At 68.3% G+C, this 24974-nt stretch carries 22 protein-coding genes; 12 read left to right on the top strand and 10 right to left on the bottom strand.

Annotation, left to right across the window (positions count from 1 at the left end; all coding sequences use genetic code 11):
* Window positions 1-109: 109 nt before the first annotated feature.
* Window positions 110-883: a creatininase family protein gene (locus tag D1409_RS07780; RefSeq protein WP_123535741.1), complete on the bottom strand. Its 774-nt coding sequence runs from the start codon at window positions 881-883 to the stop codon at window positions 110-112.
* 101 nt (window positions 884-984) lie between these two features.
* Between D1409_RS07780 and D1409_RS07775 the strand changes: the two genes are divergently transcribed.
* From D1409_RS07775 to D1409_RS07760, 4 genes are all read left to right on the top strand, one after another.
* The gene (locus D1409_RS07775) at window positions 985-1731 is read left to right on the top strand and encodes a class I SAM-dependent methyltransferase (protein ID WP_123535739.1); all 747 of its coding nucleotides are present in this window, start codon (window positions 985-987) and stop codon (window positions 1729-1731) included.
* 400 nt (window positions 1732-2131) lie between these two features.
* On the top strand, window positions 2132-2656 hold the full coding sequence (locus tag D1409_RS07770; protein WP_123535737.1) for a (2Fe-2S)-binding protein: 525 nt from the start codon (window positions 2132-2134) through the stop codon (window positions 2654-2656).
* A gap of 1 nt (window position 2657) precedes the next feature.
* A complete protein-coding gene (locus D1409_RS07765) occupies window positions 2658-3563 on the top strand; it encodes an FAD binding domain-containing protein (protein ID WP_123535735.1) in 906 nt (301 codons plus the stop codon).
* Window positions 3560-4714 carry an XdhC family protein gene (locus tag D1409_RS07760; protein ID WP_123535733.1) on the top strand — a complete coding sequence of 385 codons (1155 nt, stop codon included), beginning with the start codon at window positions 3560-3562 and terminating at the stop codon, window positions 4712-4714. Before D1409_RS07765 ends, D1409_RS07760 begins: the two co-directional genes overlap by 4 nt.
* Window positions 4715-5067: 353 nt before the next feature.
* On the opposite strand, the gene D1409_RS07755 is transcribed toward D1409_RS07760, so the two are convergent.
* Window positions 5068-5850, bottom strand: coding sequence for an SDR family NAD(P)-dependent oxidoreductase (locus D1409_RS07755; protein ID WP_123535731.1), 783 nt, complete (start codon window positions 5848-5850; stop codon window positions 5068-5070).
* Between the two features lie 136 nt (window positions 5851-5986).
* Between D1409_RS07755 and D1409_RS07750 the strand changes: the two genes are divergently transcribed.
* Window positions 5987-6409 carry a PPC domain-containing DNA-binding protein gene (locus D1409_RS07750; RefSeq protein ID WP_123535729.1) on the top strand — a complete coding sequence of 141 codons (423 nt, stop codon included), beginning with the start codon at window positions 5987-5989 and terminating at the stop codon, window positions 6407-6409.
* Between the two features lie 13 nt (window positions 6410-6422).
* Window positions 6423-11774, top strand: a complete 5352-nt coding sequence (locus D1409_RS07745; protein ID WP_123535727.1) for an LAGLIDADG family homing endonuclease — start codon at window positions 6423-6425, stop codon at window positions 11772-11774.
* A 381-nt stretch (window positions 11775-12155) separates the two neighbouring features.
* Here the strand turns inward: D1409_RS07745 and D1409_RS07740 are convergent, their stop codons facing one another.
* Entirely contained in the window at window positions 12156-13070 is a 915-nt protein-coding gene (locus tag D1409_RS07740; protein WP_123535725.1) for a DMT family transporter, read from the bottom strand.
* 116 nt (window positions 13071-13186) lie between these two features.
* On the opposite strand from D1409_RS07740, the gene D1409_RS07735 reads away from it, so the two are divergent.
* Window positions 13187-14896: a histidine kinase N-terminal 7TM domain-containing protein gene (locus D1409_RS07735; protein WP_123535723.1), complete on the top strand. Its 1710-nt coding sequence runs from the start codon at window positions 13187-13189 to the stop codon at window positions 14894-14896.
* 24 nt (window positions 14897-14920) lie between these two features.
* Here D1409_RS07735 and D1409_RS07730 read toward each other — a convergent pair whose 3' ends face one another.
* From D1409_RS07730 to D1409_RS07720, 3 genes are all read right to left on the bottom strand, one after another.
* On the bottom strand, window positions 14921-15436 hold the full coding sequence (locus D1409_RS07730) for a hypothetical protein (protein WP_123535721.1): 516 nt from the start codon (window positions 15434-15436) through the stop codon (window positions 14921-14923).
* Window positions 15437-15523: 87 nt separating this feature from the next.
* Entirely contained in the window at window positions 15524-16171 is a 648-nt protein-coding gene (gene hisH / locus D1409_RS07725; protein ID WP_123535719.1) for an imidazole glycerol phosphate synthase subunit HisH, read from the bottom strand.
* Between the two features lie 76 nt (window positions 16172-16247).
* Window positions 16248-17051, bottom strand: a complete 804-nt coding sequence (locus D1409_RS07720) for an inositol monophosphatase family protein (RefSeq protein ID WP_394339022.1) — start codon at window positions 17049-17051, stop codon at window positions 16248-16250.
* Window positions 17052-17225: 174 nt separating this feature from the next.
* Between D1409_RS07720 and D1409_RS07715 the strand changes: the two genes are divergently transcribed.
* The 3 genes from D1409_RS07715 (at window position 17226) to phnE (ending at window position 20298) form a co-directional block, all read left to right on the top strand.
* The gene (locus tag D1409_RS07715; RefSeq protein ID WP_123535715.1) at window positions 17226-18374 is read left to right on the top strand and encodes a PhnD/SsuA/transferrin family substrate-binding protein; all 1149 of its coding nucleotides are present in this window, start codon (window positions 17226-17228) and stop codon (window positions 18372-18374) included.
* Window positions 18375-18400: 26 nt separating this feature from the next.
* The gene (locus D1409_RS07710; RefSeq protein WP_123535714.1) at window positions 18401-19183 is read left to right on the top strand and encodes a phosphonate ABC transporter ATP-binding protein; all 783 of its coding nucleotides are present in this window, start codon (window positions 18401-18403) and stop codon (window positions 19181-19183) included.
* A 104-nt stretch (window positions 19184-19287) separates the two neighbouring features.
* Complete coding sequence (gene phnE, locus D1409_RS07705; protein WP_394339025.1) at window positions 19288-20298, top strand: phosphonate ABC transporter, permease protein PhnE; 1011 nt, start codon at window positions 19288-19290, stop codon at window positions 20296-20298.
* 62 nt (window positions 20299-20360) lie between these two features.
* Here phnE and D1409_RS07700 read toward each other — a convergent pair whose 3' ends face one another.
* The 3 genes from D1409_RS07700 to D1409_RS07690 form a co-directional block, all read right to left on the bottom strand.
* The gene (locus D1409_RS07700) at window positions 20361-20954 is read right to left on the bottom strand and encodes a uracil-DNA glycosylase (protein WP_123535709.1); all 594 of its coding nucleotides are present in this window, start codon (window positions 20952-20954) and stop codon (window positions 20361-20363) included.
* Between the two features lie 117 nt (window positions 20955-21071).
* The gene (locus D1409_RS07695; RefSeq protein WP_123535707.1) at window positions 21072-21635 is read right to left on the bottom strand and encodes an endonuclease dU; all 564 of its coding nucleotides are present in this window, start codon (window positions 21633-21635) and stop codon (window positions 21072-21074) included.
* A complete protein-coding gene (locus D1409_RS07690) occupies window positions 21632-21811 on the bottom strand; it encodes a DUF5786 family protein (RefSeq protein WP_123535705.1) in 180 nt (59 codons plus the stop codon). The genes D1409_RS07695 and D1409_RS07690 overlap by 4 nt, the downstream gene beginning before the upstream one ends.
* Window positions 21812-22252: 441 nt before the next feature.
* Here D1409_RS07690 and D1409_RS07685 point away from each other — a divergent pair, with 441 nt between their 5' ends.
* The gene (locus D1409_RS07685) at window positions 22253-23446 is read left to right on the top strand and encodes a mandelate racemase/muconate lactonizing enzyme family protein (RefSeq protein WP_123535703.1); all 1194 of its coding nucleotides are present in this window, start codon (window positions 22253-22255) and stop codon (window positions 23444-23446) included.
* A 170-nt stretch (window positions 23447-23616) separates the two neighbouring features.
* A complete protein-coding gene (locus D1409_RS07680; RefSeq protein ID WP_123535701.1) occupies window positions 23617-24027 on the top strand; it encodes a hypothetical protein in 411 nt (136 codons plus the stop codon).
* A 329-nt stretch (window positions 24028-24356) separates the two neighbouring features.
* Here D1409_RS07680 and D1409_RS07675 read toward each other — a convergent pair whose 3' ends face one another.
* Complete coding sequence (locus D1409_RS07675; RefSeq protein ID WP_123535699.1) at window positions 24357-24938, bottom strand: hypothetical protein; 582 nt, start codon at window positions 24936-24938, stop codon at window positions 24357-24359.
* Window positions 24939-24974: the final 36 nt, after the last annotated feature.

The following is a 24974-nucleotide window of genomic DNA, read 5'->3' as shown; positions in this document are numbered from 1 at the left end:
CATATTAGATCGGTCCCAAAATCGAGATATCCGGACACAATAGACATCGAGACTGCACATTTCCCGTCAACGTGCGCGTGGACACGCCGGCAAAACCCGGGAAGCCGAATCAGACGTGGTCTCGCGGCATCAAGTCGTCGTAGGGCTGGTCGTCGAGCCACTCCGCCAACCGAACTAACTGGTCGCTGGCGGCTTCGAACAACTGGGCGCCCTTCTCCCGAGTCGCGTCGGTCTGGTCGCCGATGACGCCGCTCTCGGTGTTGTCGATGGCGTCGTAGAAGGTGCGCGCGCCGAACTGGCGGGCGCCCTCGTAGTCCTCGAAGCTCCGGATGCCGTCGTCGCGGGCCGCCTCGAACTGGTCCTCGCGGACGAGTTCGTCGGCGATGTGGAGCATCATCGCGGTCTCCTTGGGGCCGCCGTGGGGGCCGTTGTGTTCGAAGAGGTCGTCGACGAGGTCGGGGATGGACTCGTCCCACATCCACTCGATGGCGTAGGCGTCGCCGTCGTCGCGGAGGCGCCGGCCCACTTCGCGGAGGTGCTGGACGTTGCCGCCGTGGGCGTTGACGAAGACCACGCGGTCGATGCCGTGGTAGGTGAGATTGCGGGTGAGCGACTCGACGTAGTCGCGGAAGACGCCGGGCTCGACCCACATCGTGCCGTGGAACTGCCGGTGGTGGGGACTGACGCCGACGTTGATGGTGGGCGTGCAGAGAAAGCCCGTCCTCTCGGCGGCGTCGCGGGCGAGCGCCTGCGCGATGCGGTGGTCCGTCGATTCGGGGAGGTGCGGGCCGTGCTGTTCGGTCGATCCCAGTGGGACCAGCGCCAGCGACTCCTCGGCGAAGTACTCGCCCAGTTCGGGCCACGTCCGGTCTGCGAGGTACATACCCGGATACGGGACTGGCCCGACCTTACTGTTTCCCAAGAGACGGTACCACACGACACACCATCCCCGCAACTCATCTCGGAGCGCGCAGACCCGATCCCATGGACGAGTCGGACGCCTACGGTGCCGTGATCAGGGATCAGTACGCGGGCGACGATGTCGCAGAGGTGATCGAGCGCGACGACGGCTGGATCGGTCCGGCCGCTGCGGCGAACTACTTCGCCGACCCGGAAGAGTGGCCGGCGTTCGTCACGCGGGCGATGGACCGCGTGGAGGGGCGCGTCCTCGACGTGGGCTGTGGCCCGGGCTCGCACGCGCTGTACCTGCAGGAACGGGGCCACGACGTGACCGGCATCGACGTGTCGCCGGGGGCCATCGAGGTCGCCCGCGACCGCGGCGTCGAGGACGTACGCGAGGTGGACGTCGCCGACGTGGCCGAGGCGTTCGACCCCGGCACGTTCGACACGATCCTCATGATGGGCAACAACTTCGGGCTGGTCGGGACAGCGGAGACGGCGCCCGAGCGGTTGCGCGCGCTGGCGGAGGTGGCGACGGCGGACGCGACGCTCGTCGGGCAGAGCCGCGACCCGACGGCGACCGACGACGAACATCACCTCTCCTACCACGAGACGAATCGAGAGCGCGGTCGGCTCCCCGGCGCGCTCCGCATCCGGGTGCGCTACGAGGTGTACGCGACGCCGTGGTTCGACTACCTCATGGCCGCCCCCGACACGATGGCCGAACTCGCGGCGGAGACGCCCTGGGAATTCGTCGAGGCGATCGAACCCGACGAGGAGTTAACCGACGCCGGCGGCGACTACGTGGGAATCTTGCGGGCGCGGGAGTAGTGCCAGGAGGAGGGGCGGTCATCAGAAGCACCACAAACAGCGTGAAAGCCCCGGCCTGCTTCGGTCACGCGGCTTGGTGCGCGTGGTTGCGGCGCCGTGCTTCCCGAAGCGGCCCGCCCCCTTTCATTCCCACCCGTGTCGGCTGTTCGGGCAGTCTGTGTGGGCGGGAATGAAAGGGGCGACGCGTTCGACGTACGAGGCGACGCAAGCACCGCAACGGAGTGAGGAGCGCAGCGAGTCGCAGTAGTCGAACGCGTCGGGGCTTTCACGCTGTTCGCTGCCGGATCGACAGTAGCGGTCGCTGTCACACGACGCCACCACCGACGCCCTCTCACGCGTCCCCGAGACCAACACTTTACTCTCCGTGGGCCGTTGTCGGGACAAGTTACCACCTCTCGCCATGGCTACACACGATATCACGCTCACGGTGAACGGAGCGGCGGAGTCCCTGACCGTCGAGTCCCGGACGCTGCTGGTCCACGCGCTGCGCGACGACCTGGGCTACACCGGCCCGAACGTCGGCTGCGAGAGCGGCAAGTGCGGCGCCTGTACGGTCGAGGTCGACGGCGACGCCGTCAAGTCCTGTACGATCCTCGCGGTCCAGACCGACGGGAGCGACGTGAGGACCGCTGCCGGCCTCGCCGACGAGGGACTCGACCCCGTCCAGCAGGCGTTCCACGACGAGCACGGCCTGCAGTGTGGCTACTGCACGCCCGGGATGCTCGCGACGACCCACCAGCTACTGGACGAGAACCCCGACCCCTCCCGCGCGGAGATCCGAACGGCGCTCAAGGGGAACGTCTGCCGCTGTACTGGCTACGGGAACATCGTCGACGCCGTCGAGACGGCGGCCGACAGACTGGCCGAGACAGACGACGAGTCGGAAGCGCGCGCCGACGCGCCCGAGCTGGAGGCCGAGGACTGAGATGTTCCCCGCGGAGTTCGACTACGAGCGCGCCGCGTCGGTCGGCGAGGCGCTCGACGCGATAAACGAGCACGCCGACGCGGACGTGGAGATCCTCGCCGGCGGTCACAGCCTCGTCCCGGCGATGAAGACCGAGGGGCGCAGTCCCGACGTGGTCGTGGATCTGGACGTGCCCGCCCTCGACGCTATCAACGCGCTCTCGGATCGAACCGTCGTCGGCGCGCTGACGACCTACGCGACGATCGCGGACTCGAAGGCGGTCCGGGCGAACGCGCCGCTCCTCGCCGAGACGGCCGCCGAGGTCGGCGACCTGCAGATCCGCAACCGGGGGACGATCGGCGGCAACCTCGCCGAAGCCCATCCGGGCGCCGACCTCCCCGCGGCGGTGCTGGCGAGCGACGCGATCGTTTTACTCCGCCACCGCGACGGCAAGCGCGAGGTGCCCGCCACCGACTTCTTCCGCGGTGACGGGGAGACCGCGGTCGAACGCGACGAACTCCTCACCGGCGTTCGCATCCCGCACACGGACGACGCCGGCGTCGCGTACGCGAAGAAGACCCATCCCGCGACGGGCTACGCGATGGTCGGCGTGGCGGCGGTGGTCGAGGTGGACGACGGGGACGGGGCCGCGGAGCGGACCGTCTCGGGTGCGCGGGTGGCGGCGACCGGTGCGGTCGACCGGGCAGTCCGCCTGCCCTCGGTGGAAGACGCGCTCGCCGGCGAACCGCTCGAAGAGGGAACTATCGAGGCCGCGGCGGGCGAGGCGCAGGCCGATATCGAGGCCGAGAAGCTCCGCTCGGACGCCTACGCCTCCGGTGAGTTCCGCGCCGAACTGCTTTCGACCTACACGGCTCGCGCGCTCGAATCGGCCGCCGAGCGAGTCGCCGATGACCCGCCGACGGCATGAGCGAGGACGAACGCGGCCGCGACGCGACGACCGCACCGGACTGGACGGCGCCCGCACGCGAGGTGCGCGCCACCGCTCGCGAGTTCCTCGAATCGGGCGAGCCTGCGGTGCTGGCGACCGTGGTCGCGGTCGAGGGGCGCGCCTACCGGCGGCCGGGCGCGAAGATGGTCGTCGCGCCCGAGACCGACGAATCGGGGACAGGCGGCGCCGGGTCGGTCACCGCCGGCTGTCTGGCCGACGACCTGCGCAAACTGGCGAGGGACGTGCTCGCCGACGGGACCGCCCGGCTGGAGCGGTTCGACCTCGGCGCGGACGGCGAGACGTGGGGCCTCGGCGTCGGCTGTGACGGCGTCGTGGACGTACTGCTCGAACCGCTCGGGAAGAGCCATCGGCCGATGCTGGCGTCCGCCGACGAACTGGACAGCGGTCGAATCGCCGCAGTCGTCGTCGAGAGCGACGACGACAGCGTCGATGTCGGCGACAGGTGGACGAGCAACGATGGCGGCGTCGCGGGGGAGCTCCCGTCGGCCGTCGTCGCCGAGATCCCCGACGATCTGGACGGGACGGCGACGGTTCGAGTGGAAACGGAGGGGGGCGCGGTCCGGCTGTTCGTCGAGCGCGTGCGGCCGCCGCCGCGGCTCGTGGTCGTCGGAAGCAACGCCGACGTCCGCCCGGTCGTCGACCTGGCCCGCTCGGCCGGGTTCCGCGTGACCGTCGTCGGCTTCCGCGGCGGGAAGGCGACCGCCGACCGGTTCCCACGCGCCGACCGGGTGGTCTCGACTTCGCCGCGGGACCTGCGCGAGGCGGTGGATCTCGCGGCGTCGGATTCGGTGGTCCTGATGACCCACAACTTCGTCGACGACCAAATCGCGCTCGGCGAGTTGCTGGCGACCCCAGTCGAGTACGTCGGCGTCATGGGACCGTCCGACCGCTTCGAGCGACTGAGCGACGCGCTGGCGTCGGACGGTCGGGGTATCGACGATGCCGATCGGGAGCGGATCTACGCGCCCGTGGGGCTGGATCTGGGTGGCGGCAGTCCGTATCAGGTCGCCCACAGCATCGTCGCCGAAGCGCTCGCCGTTCGGAACGGTCGCCCCGGCGGGCATCTGCGGACGAGTGATCGACCGATCCACGGCCGAGACCAGCGCTGAAAGCCCTCGGCCCGCTCGCTAGCAGTCGGACCAGCCGCTGGCGAAAGCAAGCGCTGAAAGCCCTCGGCCCGCTCGCGGTCGCTGAGCAGGATATCCTCGCTTCGCTCGGATAGTGCCTGCTCAGACGACTGTATGAACGCGACCAGGCCTCGCCCTTTCAGTCCACCAAGGACAGCAGACCGCACCGCACAGCACCGCAGACGGCCACGTACCTCCCCAGCCGATTCGCTCAGTCGCTACGCTCCTTCCCTCATCCCTCGCACGGTGCTGTCGCGAGACGAGACTCGCGACAGCGCGCGCCAGAACGAACTCCGAATCGCCGAATCCGCTCCGAAAACCCGCCTCGCAGTCGCTTACCGGTTGTCGCGGCTCCAGTCGGGGATGGGGACCTGTCCGCCGTCGACGCGGAGCTCGTGGCCGTTGACGTAGTCGGCGGCGGGGGAGGCGAGGAAGGTGACGCCGTTGGCGATGTCCTCGGGTTCGGCGAAGTGGCCGAGCGGGTTGAGGTCCCTGATCTGATCGGCGACGGCGTCGGAGAACCCCTCGGTCATGCGGGTGTTCACCCAGCCGGGGGCGACGGCGTTGACGCGGATGCCGTCGCCGCCGAGTTCGAGCGCGAGACTCTTTGTGAGGCCGAGCAGGCTCCACTTTCCCACGTCGTACTGCGGGGACTGGCCGACGGCGTTTTTCGTGTGGATGGAGGTGATGTTGATTATCTTGCCGTAGCCGCGCTCGATCATCCCGTCGACGACGGCGCGCGTGCAGTTGATCGACCCGAACAGGTGGACCTCGATGTTGAGACGGAAGTCCGAGTCGTAGTCCTCGTCGAGGAAGGGGCCCGCGTCGCCGACGCCGGCGTTGTTGACGAGAATGTCGATACTCCCGAGTTCCTCGACGCCGTGTTCGACCATGGCCGCGACTTCGTCCTCGTCGGTCACGTCGGCGGCGAGGCCGACGGCGTCGCTGTCGTCGTCGCGGTCGCGGATGGTCCGGGCGGTGTCTTTCGCCACGTCCTCGTCTAAGTCGTTGACGACGACGTCGGCGCCGTGGGTCGCGAGTTCGAGCGCGATGGCGCGACCGTTGCCGCGGCCGCCGCCGGTGACCAGGGCCGTCTCTCCTGTCAGATCGAGATCCATAGCGCGGCGTTGTGGGGCCGGCGTCTTCAAGGCCGGCCTCCGCGGAAGGTTCCGCCCCGTTCCGCGCGGTCCGGGCTCCGCGCTGTCGCGTCGTCCGTCGGAAACGTTTTTTGTCGCGCCCGTCCCTGCTATGCGTATGGATTACCTGGAACTCGAAGGGGCTCGAGAGTTCGTCGCCCGCCTCGAACACGGCGCGGACTGGCGCGCCCAGATCGAGGCCTTCGCCGCCGAGGAAGGAGTCGACGCCGCCTTCTTCTTCGGTCTCGGCGCGGTGCAGGACGCCGAGATCCTCTACTACGACCAGGACGACGAGGAGTACTACCCCGAGCGCTTCGACGAGCCGCTGGAGATGGCCGCCTGCGTCGGGAACGTCTCCGAACTGGACGGCGAGCCGTTCGCCCACACCCACGCCGTCCTCTCGCGCGAGGACGGGACGACGCTGGCGGGCCACCTCGACAGCGCGACCGTCTTCGCCGGCGAGCTGTACGTCCGCGAGTTCGACGCCGCTCTGGAGCGAGAGTACGACGAGGAGACCGCGCTCGACCTGTGGCCGCTATGACCGGAGCGCGACGATGAAACCCGAGGACGAGGCGTACTTCGAGCGACTGGAGTCCGGCCTCGACGACGCCTTCGACGTCGCCGAGGCGGCCCGCGAGCGCGGCGGCGACCCCACCGACGACGTGGAGATCCCGGTCGCTCGCGACATGGCCGACCGCGTCGAGAACATCCTCGGTATCGAGGGCGTCGCCGAGCGCGTCCGCGAACTCGAGGGCGAGATGAGCCGCGAAGAGGCCGCGCTCGAACTCGTGTCGGACTTCGTCGACGGCGACGTGGGCGACTACGACACCCGCGCCGGGAAGGTCGAGGGCGCCGTTCGAACCGCCGTCGCCCTCCTCACCGAAGGCGTCGTCGCCGCCCCCATCGAGGGGATCGACCGCGTCGAGATCCTGGAGAACGACGACGGCACGGAGTTCGTCAACGTCTACTACGCCGGGCCGATCCGCTCTGCGGGCGGGACCGCGCAGGCACTGTCCGTGCTCGTCGCCGACTACGCCCGGGCGATGCTCGGCATCGACCAGTACAAGGCTCGCGACGAGGAGATCGGCCGCTTCGCGGAGGAGATCGACCTCTACGACAAGGAGACGGGCCTGCAGTACACGCCGAAGGAGAAGGAGTCGAAGTTCATCGCCGAGCACATGCCGATCATGCTGGACGGCGAGGCCACCGGCGACGAGGAGGTGTCGGGGTACCGCGACCTCGAACGAGTCGACTCGAACTCCGCCCGCGGCGGGATGTGTCTCGTCATGGCCGAGGGGATCGCCCTGAAGGCCCCGAAGATCCAGCGCTACACCCGAAACCTCGACGAGGTCGACTGGCCGTGGCTGCAGGACCTCATCGACGGCACCATCGGCAAGGAGGAGGGTGACGAGGACGGCGACGCGGACGAAGAGGGCGAGGATGCCGACGACGCCGACGGCGAGGCGGGCGACGAGGCGGACGACAACGCTGGCCCACCCCGTCTCGACCCCTCGAAGAAGTTCCTCCGCGACCTCATCGCCGGCCGCCCCGTCTTCTCACACCCGAGCGAGGCGGGGGGCTTTCGACTGCGATACGGTCGCGCGCGCAACCACGGGAACGCCACCGCGGGCGTCCACCCGGCGACGATGCACCTCGTCGACGACTTCCTCGCGACCGGGACCCAGATCAAGACCGAACGACCCGGGAAGGCAGCGGGCGTCGTCCCCGTCGACACCATCGAGGGGCCGACGGTCCGCCTCGCCAACGGCGAGGTCCGGCGGATCGACGACCCCGAGGACGCGCTGGAGGTCCGCAACGGCGTCGAGAAGGTGATCGACCTCGGGGAGTACCTCGTCAACTACGGCGAGTTCGTCGAGAACAACCACCCGCTCGCGCCCGCCTCCTACACCGTCGAGTGGTGGGCCCAGGAGTTCGACGAGGCCGGCGCCGACGTGCAGGCGATGCGCGACTCGACGGACGTGGACCTGTCGAACCCCAGCGCCCAGGAGGCGCTCGACTGGGTCGAAGCGTACGACGCGCCGCTCCATCCCAAGTACACCTACTGCTGGCACGACCTGAGCGTCGACGAGGTGTGCGCGCTCGCCGACGCCGTCGACCAGGGGAGGATCGTACAGACTGATGGGGCGAGCGAGGTGCGAAGCACCTCGGACGCGAGTGGCGCGGAGCGAAGCTCCGCGAACCATTCGAGCGGGCAGAGCCCGCGAGAAGACGGGGAGCAGAGCGACCCGCGAGCGATGGCACGAGACCCCGACGACCGGGACGACGACGGGACGACCCGCACCCAACACGACGCCGCGACCGACGGCCACGACCGCGACGCCGGCGCTTCGGCGGCCGGCGACCTCGTCCTCCCGCGCTCGCCGCCCGTCCGCGAAGCGGTCGAGCACCTCCTCGTCGAACACACCCAGACCGACGAGACGCTCGTGATCCCGGACTGGCGACCGCTCGCACGCACGCTCGGCTTCGACGACTCGCTGGAGCGAGACTGGGCACCCGGGGACCTCTCGGAGCGCGCCCGGACCTACGGCGGCGGCGAGGCCAGCGACGCGCAACTGGACTCCTCCGCGGCCTCCACCGAGGACGGCGCGAACGCCGTCCTGGCGGTCAACGAGATCGCCCCCTTCGACGTGCGCGAGCGAGCCCCGACCCGCATCGGCAACCGGATGGGACGCCCGGAGAAGTCTGAGAGCCGCGACCTCTCGCCGGCGGTCCACACCCTCTTCCCGATCGGCGAGGCCGGTGGGTCCCAGCGGAAGGTCGGCGACGCCGCGCTCTCGGGCGACAGCTACGACGACACGCAGGGGAAGATCGAACTCGAGGTCGGCCGTCAGGAGTGTACCGACTGCGGGAATCGGACGTACAAGCCCCGCTGTCCCGACTGCGGCGGCGTCTGCGAGGCCGTCTACGTCTGCCCCGACTGCGACAGCGAGGTCGAACCCGACGAGTCCGGCCGCGCCGAGTGCTCGCGCTGCGAGACGCTCGCCCGCCCCACCCAGACCGAAGTCGTCGACGTCAACCGGGAGTTCAAGGACGCCCTCGCGAACCTCAACGAGCGCCCCACCGCCTACGACGCGCTCAAGGCCGTCAAGGGGCTCTCCTCGGAGATGAAGACGCCCGAACCCATGGAGAAGGGGATCCTCCGGGCGAAACACGGCGTCTCCGCGTTCAAGGACGGCACCGTCCGCTACGACATGACCGACCTGCCCGTCACGGCCGTCCGCCCCTCCGAACTCGACGTGACCGCCGACGCCTTCCGGTCGCTGGGCTACGAGGCGGACATCCACGGCCAGCCCCTCCAGCACGACGACCAGCTCGTGGAACTCAACGTGCAGGACGTCGTCCTCTCGGAGGGCGCCGCAGAGCACATGCTCAAGACCGCCGACTTCGTCGACGACCTGCTGGAGTCCTACTACGGCCTCGACCCCTTCTACAATCTGGAGGAGCGCGACGACCTGGTGGGGGAACTGGTCTTCGGGATGGCGCCCCACACGAGCGCCGCGACCGTCGGCCGAATTGTCGGATTCACGACAGCCGCAGTCGGGTACGCTCACCCCTATTTCCACGCCGCTAAGAGGCGGAACTGCTTCCACCCGGACACGAAGGTCTGGTACGAGGACGAGGCCGACGAGCTGAGGCACGAGTCTATCGAAACTCTCGTCGAGAAGTATCTCGACTCGGAGGACGCCGACGAAGACGACTTCGGAACACTCGTAGACGAACTCGGCCACCTCGACGGTGAACTCTCCGTCCCCTCGTTCGACAACGGCGGATCCCAGTCCGCACAGACTGTCGAAGCGCTCAGTAAACATCCGGCGCCGGATCATCTCGTCGAGATTCGGACCGAATCAGGTCGGGAGTTAACAGTAACTGCTGACCACGACGTTCACATCTACGACACGGACCTCGGACGGATGGTTCCGGTCTCTGCGGGCGAACTCGACGACTCGGACTGTCTCGTCACGCCGAAACACCTCGATAGCGTCGAACCAGCGGACGAACTGCGCCGGTTCGATCTCCTCGAAGCGTTCGTCGAGTCCGATGTCGTCGAAAACGACCGGCTGATGGTGAAGGGCCTCGACAAGGGGCGTCTGTACGAACACTTCGAACAGCGACTCGCCGACGATTGGGACGGCCGGTTCTACCCGCTCCAGAGCACCGCTGATTACCTGGGTCTCACGAAAAAGACGCTGAGTAACTACCTTTACCGGGGGAGTATCCCGGTCGACCTTCTCGACGTATTCTTCGATTCCACGGACGAATTGCTCGCATTCGTTCCCGAAAATGCCACTCTGGGTGTCAAGCGCGACGGGGCCGAGATCGACCGATACGTCACGCTCAACGAACGGGTCGCGACCCTCCTTGGCTACTACGCTGCCGAAGGGTTCGCCCGCGAACAGGAGACTCCGAAAGGAGCGATCCATCAAACGACGCTCTGCGGAACGGACGAAGAAGCTCGGCAGTTCTTCCTCGACGTGCTCGCGGACGAGTTCGGCGTCGATCCGTACGTCGAGAACCACGCGAAAGTGACTGCGTCCGGACGACTGCTCCGTGGATTCTTCGATACCGTTCTGGAGGCCGGTGTTCTCGCACACACCAAGCGCGTCCCACAGTGTATTTTCGACGCACCGGACCGGATCGTCGGTGCGTATCTCGCGGGATACTTCAGTGGGGACGGGACTGCCGACAACCAGTCTGCTCGCATCGGTACGACGACGGTAAGTCAAGAACTCAAGACCGATCTCGTCTCGTTACTGACTCGACTCGGAATCACTGCGACGGTCAATCACATCGAACCAGTGGTGCTCTCCGATCAGTTCCCGGAGTTCTACGACGAGGCTGACCAGTCGCTTTCACGCCCCAGCTACGAACTATCCGTCTCACGAGACGATGCGGTTCGGTTCGCCGACCGCGTCGGGTTCCACCTCTCCGAGAAAGACGACCGCCTCCAGCAGCAAGTCAGTGGACGAGACACGAACAGCCGCCACGCCTACGTCTTCGATGGCGGCGCCAGCGACTATCACCTCGACCCGATACAGGAGGTATCGTACACCGAATCTGATGTCGATCACGTTTACTGTCTCACTGTCGACGAAACGCACTCGCTTGTCGCCGGCGACCTATCAGTCAAGCAATGCGACGGCGACGAAGACTGTGTGATGCTTTTGATGGACGGTCTTCTCAACTTCTCGAAACAGTTTCTCCCCGACCAGCGGGGTGGGCAGATGGACGCGCCGCTCGTCATGTCCTCGCGGATCGACCCGGCCGAGATCGACGACGAGGCGCACAACATCGACATCATGCGGGAGTACCCGCGGGAGTTCTACGAGGCGACCCGCGATCTGGCAGACCCGGAGGACGTCGAGGACATCATGACCATCGCGGAGGCGACGCTGGGGACCGACGAGGAGTACACGGGCTTCGACCACACCCACGACACGACGGACATCGCCGCGGGACCGGCGCTCTCGGCGTACAAGACCCTCGGGTCGATGGAGGAGAAGATGGACGCCCAGCTGAACCTCTCGCGGAAGATCCGGGCGGTCGACGAGACGGACGTGGCCGAGCGCATCATCGAGTACCACTTCCTGCCGGACCTGATCGGGAACCTCCGCGCCTTCTCGCGGCAGGACGTGCGCTGTCTGGACTGCGGCGAGAAGTACCGGCGGATGCCCCTCTCCGGGGACTGCCGTGAGTGCGGCGGCCGCGTCAACCTCACCGTCCACGAGGGGTCGGTCAACAAGTACATCGAGACCGCCACGCGCGTCGCCGAGGAGTTCGACTGTCGCACCTACACCAAACAGCGCATCGAACTGCTCGACCGGAAGATAAACCGCATCTTCGAGAACGACAACAACAAGCAGAGTGGCATCGCGGACTTCATGTGATCGCGGTCGGCGTCCGCCGAGCGGAGCGAGGCGGTTCACCGCTCTCGACTGACGGAAGAGAGCGGCTTTTTCCCCCACGTTTTTGGCCGAGCGGGTCGCGAACGAAGTGAGCGGCCCCGAGGCGAAAAAGGTGGAACTGACAACAACAAGCAGAGTGGCATCGCGGACTTCATGTGACCGCGGTCGGCGTCCGCCGAGCGGAGCGAGGCGGTTCACCGCTCTCGACCGACGGGAGAGAGCGGCTTTTTCGCCACCGGGAGAGCGGAGCTCTCCCGAGCCTCGCTTCGCTCTGCTCAGCGAGACCACGTTTTTGTCGCGAGGGTGTCCACAGCGAGCGGAGCGCCGTCGCCGATTTCGTGTCGGTCGTCGGCGGCCGCCGCCTCATCGGGTCAGCCCGCGATACCTGAAGAGTTCGCCGTACAGCTCCCGGCCCTCGAGCACCGCGAATCCGACGACGATGACGGCGAAGCCGGCGAGCGTCGTCAGTCCGACGCGCTCGTCGAGCGCGAGCCAGCCGACGGCGAGCGCGACGACGGGTGTGAGATACGTCACGAGGTTCGCCTTCAGCGCGCCGACCTCGCCGAGCAGCGTGAGGAAGGAGACGAACCCGATCGCGCCGATGAAGACGGCGAGGTAGAGCACCGTCGCGACCGCCAGGGGAGTGACGCGGATAGCCGCCGGCGATTCGCCGGCGAGAACGGCGACCGCGAACTGGATCGCCGCGCCGAGCAGCATCGACCAGCCGGTCAGCGCCGGGACCGGCAGTGTGCTCTCGCTTCGCCTGACGAGTACCGTCCCGAGCGAGACGGTGACGACGGCCAGCAACACGAGCAGCTTCCCGAAGAGGGTCGGATCGAAGAGCGCGGCTGGGTCCGGCCGGAGCAGTATCGCGACGCCGAGGAAACCGAGGAGGATTCCGGCGTAGTCCCGACCGGCGAGGCGCTCGGCCGGGAGGAACACCCAGGCGAACAGACCGGTGACGATGGGGGAGAGGCTGAAGATGACCGCGGACACGCCGCTCGGGACGAACTGCTGGCCGACGAAGCCGAACCCCGTGCCGCCGATCAGGAACACGCCGCCGGGGAGGACTGCGCCCCAGTCCCGCCGCGACTCGGGAAACCGGTGGTCCGCCGTGGTGGCGACGTAGGCGAGGAGGAAGACGCCGGAGGCGAGATTTCGTATCGCGGCGAACAACAGCGGCGGGAAAAACGAGAGCCCGGTCTTGATCGCCGGGAACGCGGTCCCGAACACGACGGTGACGAACAGGAACAGCGCCACCGTTCTGGAACGAGCCATGACGTAGCTCGAACCGGCACTCAGACGCTGTTAAGTAATCACGGGATACCGACGGTTCGAAGTCGCACCGTTCGACCCATCACAATCCCGAAGTAGCTGTACTCGCTGTACTACCCATGGCACCCCTCCCGTGGCCGGCGGCGGCCTCGCTGCTCGCCGCGGGAGGGACCCTCCTCCTGATCCGGTATCTCCGGCAGTACCGCGGCAAGCCCGGCGCGGACTGGTTCCTGGCGAGTCTCTCCTTCCAGACGGTGTGGAGCGCCGCGTACGGGGTAGCGCTCCTGACGTTCGCCGAGCCGATCCGGTGGGCGCTCGAAGTGGTGTCGTGGGCGGGGATGGCCGGAACTGGGGTCTACTTCCTGGCGTTCGCGCTGGCGTACACGGGCCGCGGGCACCTCGTCGAGCGGTGGTGGCGCGGGTTTCTGGGCTTCCCGATACTGATCGGGCTGATCGGGGCGACGAACCCGGTCCACGGGCTGGCGTGGGTCGACTTCACCGTGGTTCCGGTCGCGGGGATGGCCGGAGCGACCTACGACATGCGCCTGTGGGCGACAGTCGCCGCCACGATCGGCGTCCTCTCGATCACTGTCGGGAGTCTCGTCCTGTTCGACACGGTCGTCAGCTACGGGCCGCTCTACCGGCGCGAGGCGGTCGCGGTAGGGCTGAGTACGATCCCGCCGGTCGTCGCGGTGCTCGTCTGGATCTACGGGCTCGGGCCGGTCCCGGAGGTGAACTTCGCGACGGTGATGTTCCTGCCCCACGTGGCGCTGGACGCCTACGCCTTCGCCGGGAGCGACATGTTCGAGTTCCACCCGGCCACCCGCCGAGTCGGCGAGCGGGCGGCCATCGACGACCTCGGCGCGCCGGTGGTGATCGTCGACGAACAGCGGCGGGTGGTGACGCTCAACGGCGCTGCCGAGTCGTCATTCGGCGTGCCGAAGGCTGCGGCGCTGACGCGACCGCTCGACGAGTTGTTCGGCGAAGGGAGCGTCGACCCGACCGCGACCGACGACACCGTGACCGTCCAGACCGAGGGACGCCAGCGGATCTACGCGGTGACCGCGACGTCGCTCTCGGACGCCGGCGGGACCCACGTCGGCTACACGGTCGTCTTCCAGGACGTGACCGCGGAGCGGCGCCGCGAACAGCGACTCGCCGTGCTCAACCGCGTCCTCCGGCACAACCTCCGCAACGACATGACCGTCGTCCGGGGGTTCACCGAGGCGGCCGCCGAGCGCGTCGACGACGCCGAGACGCGGTCGATGCTCGACCGGGCGGCGGCGAAGTCGACGGAGCTGGTCGCGCTCGGGGAGAACGCCCGGACGGTCGAGCGCGTCCTCGACAGCGACCCGCGCTCGGAACGGGTGGCGCTCGCGGACCTGCTCGGGGCGGTCCGCGACGAGCACGTCGACGGCGACGAAGGGACGACGGTCTCCGTCGACGCGTCGGACGTGGCGGTCACGTCTGACCCCGCGGTCCTGCAGGTCGTCGTCGGAGCGCTCCTGGAGAACGCGCTCGAACACGCCGGCGAGGCGCCGACGGTCGTGCTCTCGGCCGAGCGCCGGAACGGAGCCGTCGCGGTCGGCGTCGCCGACGACGGGCCGGGCGTGCCCGAGCACGAACTCGACGTGCTGGACGCCGACGCGGAGTCCGCGCTCGAACACGGGTCCGGGCTGGGCCTCTGGCTGGCCAACTGGGGCGCGACGACGCTGGGCGGCGACCTCGCCTTCGACACGAGCGACGGGACGACCGCGACGGTTACCGTGCCCGACGGAGAGCGCCCAGAGAGCGGGAACGTGAACGGGAACGGGAACGGGGAGCCGTAGCCGAGTCTCGCGTCCGAACGCCGGTCAGAGACGGCCTTCGAGGACGGTGCCGAATCCGGCCGCGCCGATCGCGAACGCGATAATGCCGCCGATGCCGGTGACGACGAGGCCGCCGTTCAGGGCGGCGGCGACGAGGAGGTGTTTCGTCCAGCCGTCCTCGTCGCCGACGAGGCGGTCCGCGATGGCGAGGAAGGCGATGGCCGACCCGATCGCCCAGACGACGTAGCCGACGAACACCAGCGGGAGGGCGAAGACGATCCCGACGATCGTGATCGCGAGGACGAACGCGACGAGTATCAGCAACAGGAAGACGAGGAACCCGTAGACGAACGACCCGACGGGGTCGTCGAGCACCGCGGCCATCCGGTCCTCGGTGAACTCCGGGGCGACGGCGACGAGGATCGCGCCGACGACCAGCGTCGTGACGAACGCGCCGACGGCGCTCCCGGCGACGTTCCCGGCGTCGACGAGCGGGTCGAAGTCCACGTCCACGTCGACCTGGAGCAACAGGCTCGTGACTCGCATCGCGAGCGGGTACATACGGCGAACTGTCGGCGGCCCCCGGTAAGTAGTCACCGGCGAGACGGGCGGTAGCGGCGTCCGAGCGGTCGGTCGGACGGCGCTCCGTTACCCCTCGACGCAGATGTCGACGAAGTTCCGCAGGATCCGCAGTCCGGTCTCGCCCGACTTCTCCGGGTGGAACTGGGTGCCGAAGACGTTGCCGCGCTCGTTGGCGACGATGGAGGCGAACTCGGCCCCGTAGTCCGTCGTGGCGACGACGGCCTCGGAGTCCTCGGGTTCCGCGTAGTAGGAGTGGACGAAGTAGGCGTACTCCCCATCGACGCCGTCGACGAGCCGGTGGTCGCGCTGGACGTCGAGTTCGTTCCAGCCCATGTGGGGGACCTTCAGGTCGCCGCGGAAGCGGACGTTCTTCCCGGGAACCAGGTCGAGCCCTTCGACGTCGCCCTGCCCCTCGCGTTCGGCCTCCTCGCTGGTCGTGAGGAGCATCTGCATCCCGAGGCAGATACCGAAGAGGGGGGTGCCCGCCTCGGCCTGTTCGATCAGCGCCTCGCGGAAGGGGCCGGCGTTGTCCATCCCCTCGGAGAAGGCGCCGACGCCGGGGAGGACGATGCCGTCGGCGCTCGCGAAGTCGCCGGGGTCGTCGCTGAGCCGGATCTCGGCGCCCGCGCGTTCGAGACCGCGCGTGACGCTCCGAAGGTTCCCCAGCCCGTAGTCGACCACGACGACTTCGGCCGCGGTCTGTCGTGCGTTCATGGCTGCGGGTAGGACCACCGCGGACAAGTCCCTTTCCGTCCGGGCGAAGCCTGCGACCCGCGCGGCCCCGCGGGCGCTACTCGGCGACGGCGTCGACGGCGCGAGCGGCCGCCAGCACCTCGTCGTGGGTGTGACCGCTGGAGGCGACGAGCCCGCGAGCGTCGTGATGCCACCGCTCGCCGTCGAGATCGGTGACGCGCCCGCCGGCCTGCTCGACGAGGAACGCGCCGGCGACGGTGTCCCAGGCGTGAGTCTCCCGGTTGGTGAACGTCGCGTCGAGCGACCCCGCGGCGACCATCGCGAGCGTCGCCTGCGCCGACCGGAAGCGCACGAGGTCGCCGAACCGCTCGACGATCTCCGTGGCGGCCGTCCCGTACTCCTCGCGGCGGTCCAGTCCCCACCAGAACGTCGGCGTGACGGTCTGCGTGTCCGGGTCGGTGCGGTCGCTCACCGCGATCGGGTCGCCGTTCAGGGACGGGCCGTTCCCGTCGGCGACGTACGTGTCCCCGAGCGCGGGGAGCACGACCGCGGCGCCGACCGCCTCGCCGTCGACGACGGCCGCGACCGCCGTCGCCCAGACCGGGATGTCGTGGACGAAGTTGTTCGTCCCGTCGATGGGGTCGACGACCCACGCCGGCCCGTCGGCCGGGACTGTCGCGTCGCTCGCGGTCTCCTCGGCGACGACCGGTTCGCCCGGGAACGCAGACTCGATCCGCTCCAGCACCGCGGCCTCGGCCTCGCGGTCGGCCCGCGTCACCAGGTCCGTCTTGCCGCCCTTCCGCTGGACTGCGAGCTCGTCGCGGAACAGGTCGAGCGCCACCGCGCCGCCCGCTTCGGCCGCTCGTCGCGCCGTCTCGGCCCTCTCTTCGGACATAGCCATCGGTGGGGCGACCGGCCGAATAGCTCCTCCGGTCACGCGGCGACCACCGCCCCGCCCGGTCGACGAGCGACCGGTCGGCCCGCGACAGAACCGACGACGCCCGGAGAGTTTTCTTCAGTTTGTGTCTGTTTCGAACCCAAACGCTATACTTACCCCCTCTGATATGTGGAATCAATGCCCGAGCAAGGCACGAGCGGGCGGTCCACACGGCGTCGTTTTCTCACCAAGGCCGGTCTCGCGGGAACCGCACTCGTCGCCGGGTGTTCAGGCGGTGGCGACGGCGACGGTTCCGGAGACGGCAGTGACGGCGGAGACGGCGGAGACGGCGGAGACGGCGGAGACGACGGGCCGACGGAGATCACGTGGGTCCTGAATCCGGCGGAGGAGGAGATCGACATCGAAGTCCAGTACCAGCCGCTGTTCGAGTACCTCGAGTCCGAGGCCGACGTCACCATCACGCCGAAACCGACGGCGAGTTACTCCGGGACGGTCCAGGAGCTCCGGCGAGCCGAGGAGGGCGACCGCATCTTCGCGGACGTCTCTCCCGGTGCCGTCGCGCAGATCCCCGAGGAGATCGACGTCACCGGGATGCGCGTCGCCTTCGGTGCCGAGCGGTACTTCTCGCTGATCACGACGACCCAGGACAGCGGCATCGAGGAGCTCTCGGACCTCGAAGGCGAGACGGTCGCGAGCGCCGCGCCGACCTCGGTGTCGGGGACGCTGTTCCCGCTCCTGATGCTGAGCAACGCGGGCCTCGACATCGGGAGCGCGCCGGGCGGGTCGCCCGAGGACTTCGAGTTGCGGACCTCGGACCACACCACCGCGCGCGAGCAACTGATCCAGGACGACAGGATCGCCGCCGCGGGGACCGGCGCGTTCTCGACGGCCGCGCACGTCCCGCAGGAGCAGTTCGACGAGATGTCCGAGGAGTTCGTCGACATCTCCGCCGAGTACGACGGTGCCGGCGAGGCCGAGCCGAAGCTCGACCTGCTCGCCGTCTCGGACCCGATCCCGCGGGCCCCCATCGTGAGCAACGGGGCGTGGGAGGAGGACCTCAAGGCGGAACTCAGACAGCTGATGATCGACGCGCCCCAGGAGGCGTTCGAACACGACTCGCAGGCGGACATCGCGGAGGCGCTCAACGTCGATCCCGAGCTCCTGGAGAAAGACGAGGAGGAGCTCTCTGAGGACGAACAGGCGGACGTGGAACTGGTCGAGAGCCACTCCCTGTGGTTCAGTGGTATCGAAGCGGCGACGGTCGAGGACTACGACCCGGTCGCGGAGCTCGGCCAGGAACTCGGTCTCGACTGGGCGGACCTCTAACCGACCCGCGGTCGTAGGACTACTACATGAGCCGAATCGTCATCGACGGCCTCACGAAGACGTTCGGGGAGACGGTCGCCCTAGACGACGTCTCGTTCGAGGTCCCGGAAGGCGAGTTCGTGATCGTCCTCGGCGTCTCCGGCTCCGGGAAGTCGACGCTGTTGCGGTCGATGTGCGGACTGACCGCGCCCACCGAGGGAGAGATACTTCTCGACGGCGAGCCGATGGTCGCGCCCCGGCCGGAGGTGGCGATGATCTTCCAGCAGCACAACATCATCGGCGACCTCTCGGCGTACTCGAACGCGCTGTCGGGCGGCGTCCACCGGAGCGGGTTCCTGACGAGCGTCCTCCAGTTACAGGACACCGCGGAGAAACACCGGGCGCTCGAAGCGCTCGACACCGTCGGACTCCTCGACGAGGCCGAACAGAAGGCGCGTCGGATGAGCGGCGGCCAGCAACAGCGCGTCGGCATCGCCCGCGCGCTGGTCCAGCGACCGGACGTCCTGCTCGCGGACGAACCGGTCGCGAGCCTCGACCCCGGGAGCGCGCAGGGAGTGATGCGATACCTCCGAGACGCCTCCGAGGAACGGGGGCTGACGACGTTCTGTAGCCTCCACCAGGTAAACATCGCCCGGAAGTTCGGACAGCGGTTCATCGGCCTCAGAGACGGGAAGAAGGTGTTCGACGGCTACCGCGACGAACTGACGATAGACGTGGTCGACGAGATATACGGCGACATCGACACCGAGGGGATGTTCGTCGACACGGAGGCGACGCGGTCGGCGGACAGCGAGGAGGTGCCGCCGTGACCGACAGCGAGCGCGACGCGCCCGACGACTGGAGCGAATCCGACTCCGCTCCCGGGGCGGACACTGCCCCGGACGGGGGCGTCGCGGGCGAGGGCGACGCCGACGTGACGAGCGGCGTGGCCAGGCAGTTCGAGAACATCAAGCGGACGCGCCGGCGCAAAGCCGTCGGGTCGGTCGCGCTGCTGGCCGCGCTCGCGTTCGTCACCCTGCAGGCGTTCGCCGCGACGGAGCTGTTGAACCCGGACGCCCGACTGGAGACGTTCGTCGAGTCGCTCACGGAGTTCTTCCCGACCACGCTGTACTTCGGGGTGGTCCCGTTCCTCGACTTCGGTCAGTACGTCGAGTTCATCGTCCAGGAGAACCTGCTGTACGACCCCGAGGTCGGGAACCTGCTGTTCCAGTGGCCGCCCCAGCCCTACGCGTTCTTCTTCTGGGAACTCGGCATCTTCAGCGTCTTCGGCGAGGCCGGGATCACGCTCGCGATGGGCTTCGTCGGCACGGTGCTGGGATTCCCGGTCGCGCTGGTGTTCGGGATCCTCGGCTCCGAGCGAGTCATCCCGTTCCCGTTCAACTTCGTCTTCCGCGGGACGATGTCGTTCATCCGCGCGATCCCCGCGATCATCTGGACGCTGATCTTCATCCCCTTCCTGGGGCTGGGGCCGGCCTCCGCCGCGATCGCGATCGCGTTCGACACGACGGGGAACCTCGGCCGACTGTTCGTCGACGAACTGGAGGAGATCGAGGACGGGCCGATAGAGGCCATGCGCACCACCGGCGCGAACAAGCCGCAGGTCGTCTTCTTCGGCATGCTGAGCCAGGTCCGCACGGCGTTCATCGCCTGGACGCTGTACATCTTCGAGATCAACGTCCGGATCGCCGTCACCGTCGGCGTCATCGGCGGCGGCGGCCTCGGCTACATCGTGACCGCCCAGCAGAACCTGCTCCGGTTCACGAACATGATGGCGACGCTGCTGTCGATCTTCCTCCTCATCATCTCCGTCGAACTGTTCAGCCAGCGCCTCCGCTCGCGGCTGCGCTCCGACGAGGAGAAGATGGGGCTCTGGGAACTGATCACCGGGTTCCCGCGCCGGATGGCCGAGGCCGCGACGAAGTGAACGGCCGTCGCGGTCGCCTCGCGAGCGGGGTTCGGACGAGACGCGGGCGTCCCGCCGGCGGCTCAGAAGTCGCCGATGCGGGACTGGCCGCTCGTCTCGTCGGTGAAGTCGGCGGCGCGTTCGAGGGTCGACGCGAAGGTGTCGCGCTGTGACGGGTCGTACAGCGTCGCCGCGGGGTGGACGCAGATCAGGACGCGCCGGCGCTCGCTCCCCAGTTCGGCCTCGACCACGTCGCCCGCCTCGCCAGTGACGGCGACGTCGCGTTCGAGCAGGTGCTCCGCGGGGACCTTCCCGAGCGTGACGACGACTTCGGGGTCGACCCGGTCGATCTCCGTCTCGATGTAGCCGCGACAGTTCGAGAGTTCCTCGTCGGTCGGGTCGCGGTTGTCCGGCGGGCGACAGCGGACGCAGTTGGTGATGCGCACGTCGCCGCGGTCGAGGCCCGCGTCGCGGAGGCCGTCGTCGAGCACGTCGCCGCTCCGGCCGACGAACGGCTCGCCCTGTTCGTCCTCGTACTGGCCGGGCGCCTCGCCGACGAACAGCAGGTCGGCGTCCGCGGGGCCGACGCCGTTGACGATGCGACTACGGCACTCGACCAGCGCCGGGCACCGCTCGCAGGCGGTCACGTCGAGCCCGTCCAGCTCGCCCTCACTCATGACCTGCTCTGTGCCCGGGACCCCTATAACGGAGTCGGTCGCGGGACGGCGCGGAGCGGGACCGGACGCGGTCGCGGACCAGCCGCGGTCGCGGACCGGCCGCGAACCGACCGCACCTCACTCGCCGTCGCGGCCGAACCGCTCGTCGGCGGCGCGGGCGGCGAGTCGCGCGACCCGGAGGGGTTCCGGCCGGCCGCCCTCGGGCGTGAACGCGCGGACGACCTCCGCGGCCGCCTCCTCGTCCAGCCCCGCCGCGCGGACGTACACCGTCTCACCGTCGACCGAAACCGGGTGGCGCTCGGGCTGGCGGCGATACACGGCGAGTCGCTCGTCGAGGGACTCGCCCTCGAACGCCTCGCGCAGGGCGGGTTCGAGGCCCGCGCTCTCCTCGAAGCTAACCGAACACACCGGGCGCTCGACTCGCTCGCGGATCGCCGGCAGGTCGAAGAGGTTGAACCACGCGGGCGCGACGCCCGCGAGCAGAACGTATCGGACGTCGTCGCGGTCGAGCCGTTCGACCAGCGAGACGACCGTCTCGGTGGCGTCGGTGCCGCCGACAGTGCACGTGTCGAACGCGAACCCGTCGACGACACGGTCGGCGCGGACGACGGCACCCGCCAGCGTGCTGTACTCCGCACGGAACGATTCGGCCACGCCGAGGGCGCGGACCCCGTGTTTCACGTGTTCTCTTTGATGTCCTGTAGCCTGTCGAGGAGCTCGTCGTTCGAGGCGTCGAACTCGTACTCGACGTCACCGTCGTGTGTGTTTTCCGCTGTGTTGACACCGTCGTCGTCGTCGATGTCGGTGTCGATCTCCTGGTTCTCCTGTTCTGATTCGTCGTAGCTCCCGAACCCCATACGAGTGATCATAGCACACTGATCGTGAAAAATCATACGCCTCCACGGGGGTAATCGGTAATTAACTGATCGAACATCTGCAATCGCACCCTATTCGGACGGATCGTCGAAAAATAGGAACTGTCACGAATGTTAGTTCGATAATACCCGGCGAAACTGGACGGTCGTGAGATGGGGTATCACACCACTGGAGCGATCGTCCGGTTCGCGTGAACGGTCGTATTCGAGCGCTTGAACGGTAGTATGGACCGATTACTCGGATCTGTCGAGCGTCGAGTGTCGGTAGCGACACATTTCCAGCCGTCTCGGTGGAGATCTCTTCGACAGTCGAGCGCGAAGACTCCGGCAGCCGTCGGGACGGTGTGAGTAGTCCTCCCGAAGAAGCGGGCCAGTGATCCGGGGCCCCCGACGTTCATTACCGTCGCCTCGAAACGGGGGGTCATGACGGACGTCGAAATCACGGACGTACAGGCGACGCAGGTTGACGCGGACTGGACGTGGACGTTCGTCCGGATCTACACGGACGACGGTGCCACGGGGACGGGCGAGTGTTACTGGGGGCCAGGGGTGGCCGACATCGTGCGGGACTCGAAAGAGTGGCTCGTGGGCGAGGACCCGCGCGACGTCGGGCCGCTCGTGCACAGACTGTACGAGATCCACTCGGCGACGGGGTCGCTCGCCGGCGCGACGGTCAGCGCCATCTCCGGCATCGACATCGCGCTCCACGACCTGACGGGGAAACTCGAGGACCAGCCCGCCTACCGCCTGCTCGGCGGGAAGTACCGCGACGAGGCGCGGATCTACGTGGACTGTCACGCCGGCGCGCACCTCGGCGGCGCCTTCGAGGGCGCGAAACAGGAAGAACACGACCGGGACATCTACTCGCCCGAGAGCTACGCCGACGCGGCGGAGATGGTCGTCGAGGAGGGCCACGACGCGATCAAGTTCGACCTCGACGCGAGCAAGCGCTACGAGAAGGACCGGCACAACCGCCACCTCAACGCCGAGGCCATCGACTACAAGTCGTCGGTCGTGCAGGCGGTCACCGAACGCGTCGGCCACGACGCCGACGTGGCCTTCGACTGCCACTGGAACTACGCGGGTGACAGCGCCCGCCGCCTCGCCGCCGCCGTCGAGGAGTACGACGTGTGGTGGCTCGAAGACGTCGTCCCGCCGGAGAACCTGCAGGTCCAGCGCGAGGTCACGCGGGCGACCGACACGACCATCTGCGCCGGCGAGAACGTGTTCCGCTCCCACGGCGCGCGCGACATGATCGAACAGCAGGGCGTCGACGTGTTCCAGCCGGACATGCCGAAGTTCGGCGGGATGGCCGAGACGGTCAAGGCCGCGCAGATGGCCTCTGACTACTACATCCCGCTCGCGCTCCACAACGTCTCCTCGCCGCTTGGGACCGTGGCCGGCGCCCACGTCGGCGCCGCCAGCCCGAACTTCCTCGCGCTGGAGTGGCACGGCCGCGACGACCCCGACTGGGAGACGTTCGTCGAGGAGGACTCGGTCATCGAGGACGGCGCCGTCCCGCTCTCGGACGACCCCGGCCTCGGCGTGACGCTCGACCTCGACGCCGTCGAGGAGCACATGAAACCCGGTGAGACGCTCCTCGATCCGGCTCCTTGAGCCGGATCGAGCCGGCGAATCTCCGATTCGACACGCTCGACGAAGCGTAGCTTCGTCGTGTTCGCCAGAGCTTGCTCTGGCGGTACTCGATCCGGCGTAACGACACCGACGACCGACCGCGTCGTGTCTCCGCAGTGGATTTTTCACGGCCGCAGTCGTAGATCGGACCGATGCAGCGAACACTCCTCCATCGGGCCCTCGCACTCGTCCTCGGCGTCAGCACGGGCGCCGTGCTCTGGTGGTTCGACGCCGCGCCGGGGCTCGCGGCGGCCGCCGGACTCTCCGTGCTCGTCCTCTGGCTGGCGATGTCGCGAGCCGTGCGCGAACACCCCGTCTACACCAGTACCGACGGGAGCTGGCGCGACAACAGGTGGAGCGCCATCGGACAGGTCTTCGTGATCATGATCGCGTTCCAGGCGGTCTTCTCGGTCGATGTCCCGCTGATCGACCAGGTCGGGCTCCACGTCGTCGTCCTCTCGACGTTCATGATCGGCTACTTCTTCGGCGGGCTGGACGCGCTGGAGCGGGAGTCCTCGGAGTCGCCGCAGTCGTCGAGCGGGGCGGAGCCGGCCGACGACTGATCACACAAGATTTCTCCCCGGTCGCGGTAGTAGCCCGGTCCATGTCCGAATACACGATCGAGATCGGCGACTACGATCCAGCGTGGCCGGATCTGTTGGAGCGTGAGCGCGAGCGGCTGGTCGAGGCGGTCGGGCGACCTCGTACTCTCGATCGAACACACGCGCCACGACGTGAGCGCCTACACTCGGGCGAAAAATGATGTCATCGGACGGGCCCAGAAACGGGCGCGCGCCGAAGGGTGCTGGGAACGGATCCACCTGTAGCGGCGTGGCGGCAGTCAGTCGACGACGGCTTCGACACCTCGGTCGAGACGGGGGCGGCCCCCGACTCAGCGCAACTCCTCGGGCGCCCGGTCGGTGAGGTAGATGTCCGCTTCGGGGCTCTGGTCGGCGTCCTCGACGATCTCGCCGGCGTCGCGGGCCTCGTGGATGGCCGTGGTGGCGTCGCCGCGCTGAACCCGCCCGACGAGCATCATCGCTTCGACGACGGCCTTCTCCGGGACGCCCGAGCCGGGACCGCCCAGTTCGACGTCTTCGAGGTACTCTGGGTCCTCGTCCTCGATGAACGCGACGTACTCGGTCACGTCGGCCGACCCGCCGAGGTGGTCGTGCCACGCCCGCGGGAACAGACTGATCCGGTCGTCGTCGGCGTCGTCACCGATCTCGTAGTACACGCCGCCCTCCCACCAGTCGGCGTCGGTGGTGTTCTCCGCCACGTGCGCGAGGAAGTCCGCGCCGTCGAAGGCGTAGTCGTCCCGGGCTTCGAGTTCCTCGACGTACGCCTCGATCGTCTCCAGTTCGACCCCCGGTCCCCGGTGGTAGCGTTCGATCAGTTCGACCAAGCCGCGCGCGCCTATCGCCTCCCCTTCGCGGATGATCTCGTCGACGACCGCCTGGTTCGGTTCGCTCATGTGGCCGGTTGGGGCGTGCATCCGATAAGTTGCGGG

Source organism: Halosimplex salinum (genome assembly GCF_003730195.1).
Lineage (GTDB): Archaea > Halobacteriota > Halobacteria > Halobacteriales > Haloarculaceae > Halosimplex > Halosimplex salinum.
Note: the sequence above shows the minus strand (reverse complement) of the source record. Positions and strands in the feature narration are given on the sequence as shown.

What these genes read in the sequence shown, in the direction of transcription:
- D1409_RS07780 (WP_123535741.1), bottom strand. Translation starts at nt 883, where the DNA reads ATGTACCTCGCAGACCGGACGTGGCCCGAACTGGGCGAGTACTTCGCC.
- D1409_RS07775 (WP_123535739.1), top strand. Translation starts at nt 985, where the DNA reads ATGGACGAGTCGGACGCCTACGGTGCCGTGATCAGGGATCAGTACGCG.
- D1409_RS07770 (WP_123535737.1), top strand. Translation starts at nt 2,132, where the DNA reads ATGGCTACACACGATATCACGCTCACGGTGAACGGAGCGGCGGAGTCC.
- D1409_RS07765 (WP_123535735.1), top strand. Translation starts at nt 2,658, where the DNA reads ATGTTCCCCGCGGAGTTCGACTACGAGCGCGCCGCGTCGGTCGGCGAG.
- D1409_RS07760 (WP_123535733.1), top strand. Translation starts at nt 3,560, where the DNA reads ATGAGCGAGGACGAACGCGGCCGCGACGCGACGACCGCACCGGACTGG.
- D1409_RS07755 (WP_123535731.1), bottom strand. Translation starts at nt 5,850, where the DNA reads ATGGATCTCGATCTGACAGGAGAGACGGCCCTGGTCACCGGCGGCGGC.
- D1409_RS07750 (WP_123535729.1), top strand. Translation starts at nt 5,987, where the DNA reads ATGGATTACCTGGAACTCGAAGGGGCTCGAGAGTTCGTCGCCCGCCTC.
- D1409_RS07745 (WP_123535727.1), top strand. Translation starts at nt 6,423, where the DNA reads ATGAAACCCGAGGACGAGGCGTACTTCGAGCGACTGGAGTCCGGCCTC.
- D1409_RS07740 (WP_123535725.1), bottom strand. Translation starts at nt 13,070, where the DNA reads ATGGCTCGTTCCAGAACGGTGGCGCTGTTCCTGTTCGTCACCGTCGTG.
- D1409_RS07735 (WP_123535723.1), top strand. Translation starts at nt 13,187, where the DNA reads ATGGCACCCCTCCCGTGGCCGGCGGCGGCCTCGCTGCTCGCCGCGGGA.
- D1409_RS07730 (WP_123535721.1), bottom strand. Translation starts at nt 15,436, where the DNA reads ATGTACCCGCTCGCGATGCGAGTCACGAGCCTGTTGCTCCAGGTCGAC.
- hisH (WP_123535719.1), bottom strand. Translation starts at nt 16,171, where the DNA reads ATGAACGCACGACAGACCGCGGCCGAAGTCGTCGTGGTCGACTACGGG.
- D1409_RS07720 (WP_394339022.1), bottom strand. Translation starts at nt 17,051, where the DNA reads ATGGCTATGTCCGAAGAGAGGGCCGAGACGGCGCGACGAGCGGCCGAA.
- D1409_RS07715 (WP_123535715.1), top strand. Translation starts at nt 17,226, where the DNA reads ATGCCCGAGCAAGGCACGAGCGGGCGGTCCACACGGCGTCGTTTTCTC.
- D1409_RS07710 (WP_123535714.1), top strand. Translation starts at nt 18,401, where the DNA reads ATGAGCCGAATCGTCATCGACGGCCTCACGAAGACGTTCGGGGAGACG.
- D1409_RS07700 (WP_123535709.1), bottom strand. Translation starts at nt 20,954, where the DNA reads ATGAGTGAGGGCGAGCTGGACGGGCTCGACGTGACCGCCTGCGAGCGG.
- D1409_RS07690 (WP_123535705.1), bottom strand. Translation starts at nt 21,811, where the DNA reads ATGGGGTTCGGGAGCTACGACGAATCAGAACAGGAGAACCAGGAGATC.
- D1409_RS07685 (WP_123535703.1), top strand. Translation starts at nt 22,253, where the DNA reads ATGACGGACGTCGAAATCACGGACGTACAGGCGACGCAGGTTGACGCG.
- D1409_RS07680 (WP_123535701.1), top strand. Translation starts at nt 23,617, where the DNA reads ATGCAGCGAACACTCCTCCATCGGGCCCTCGCACTCGTCCTCGGCGTC.
- D1409_RS07675 (WP_123535699.1), bottom strand. Translation starts at nt 24,938, where the DNA reads ATGAGCGAACCGAACCAGGCGGTCGTCGACGAGATCATCCGCGAAGGG.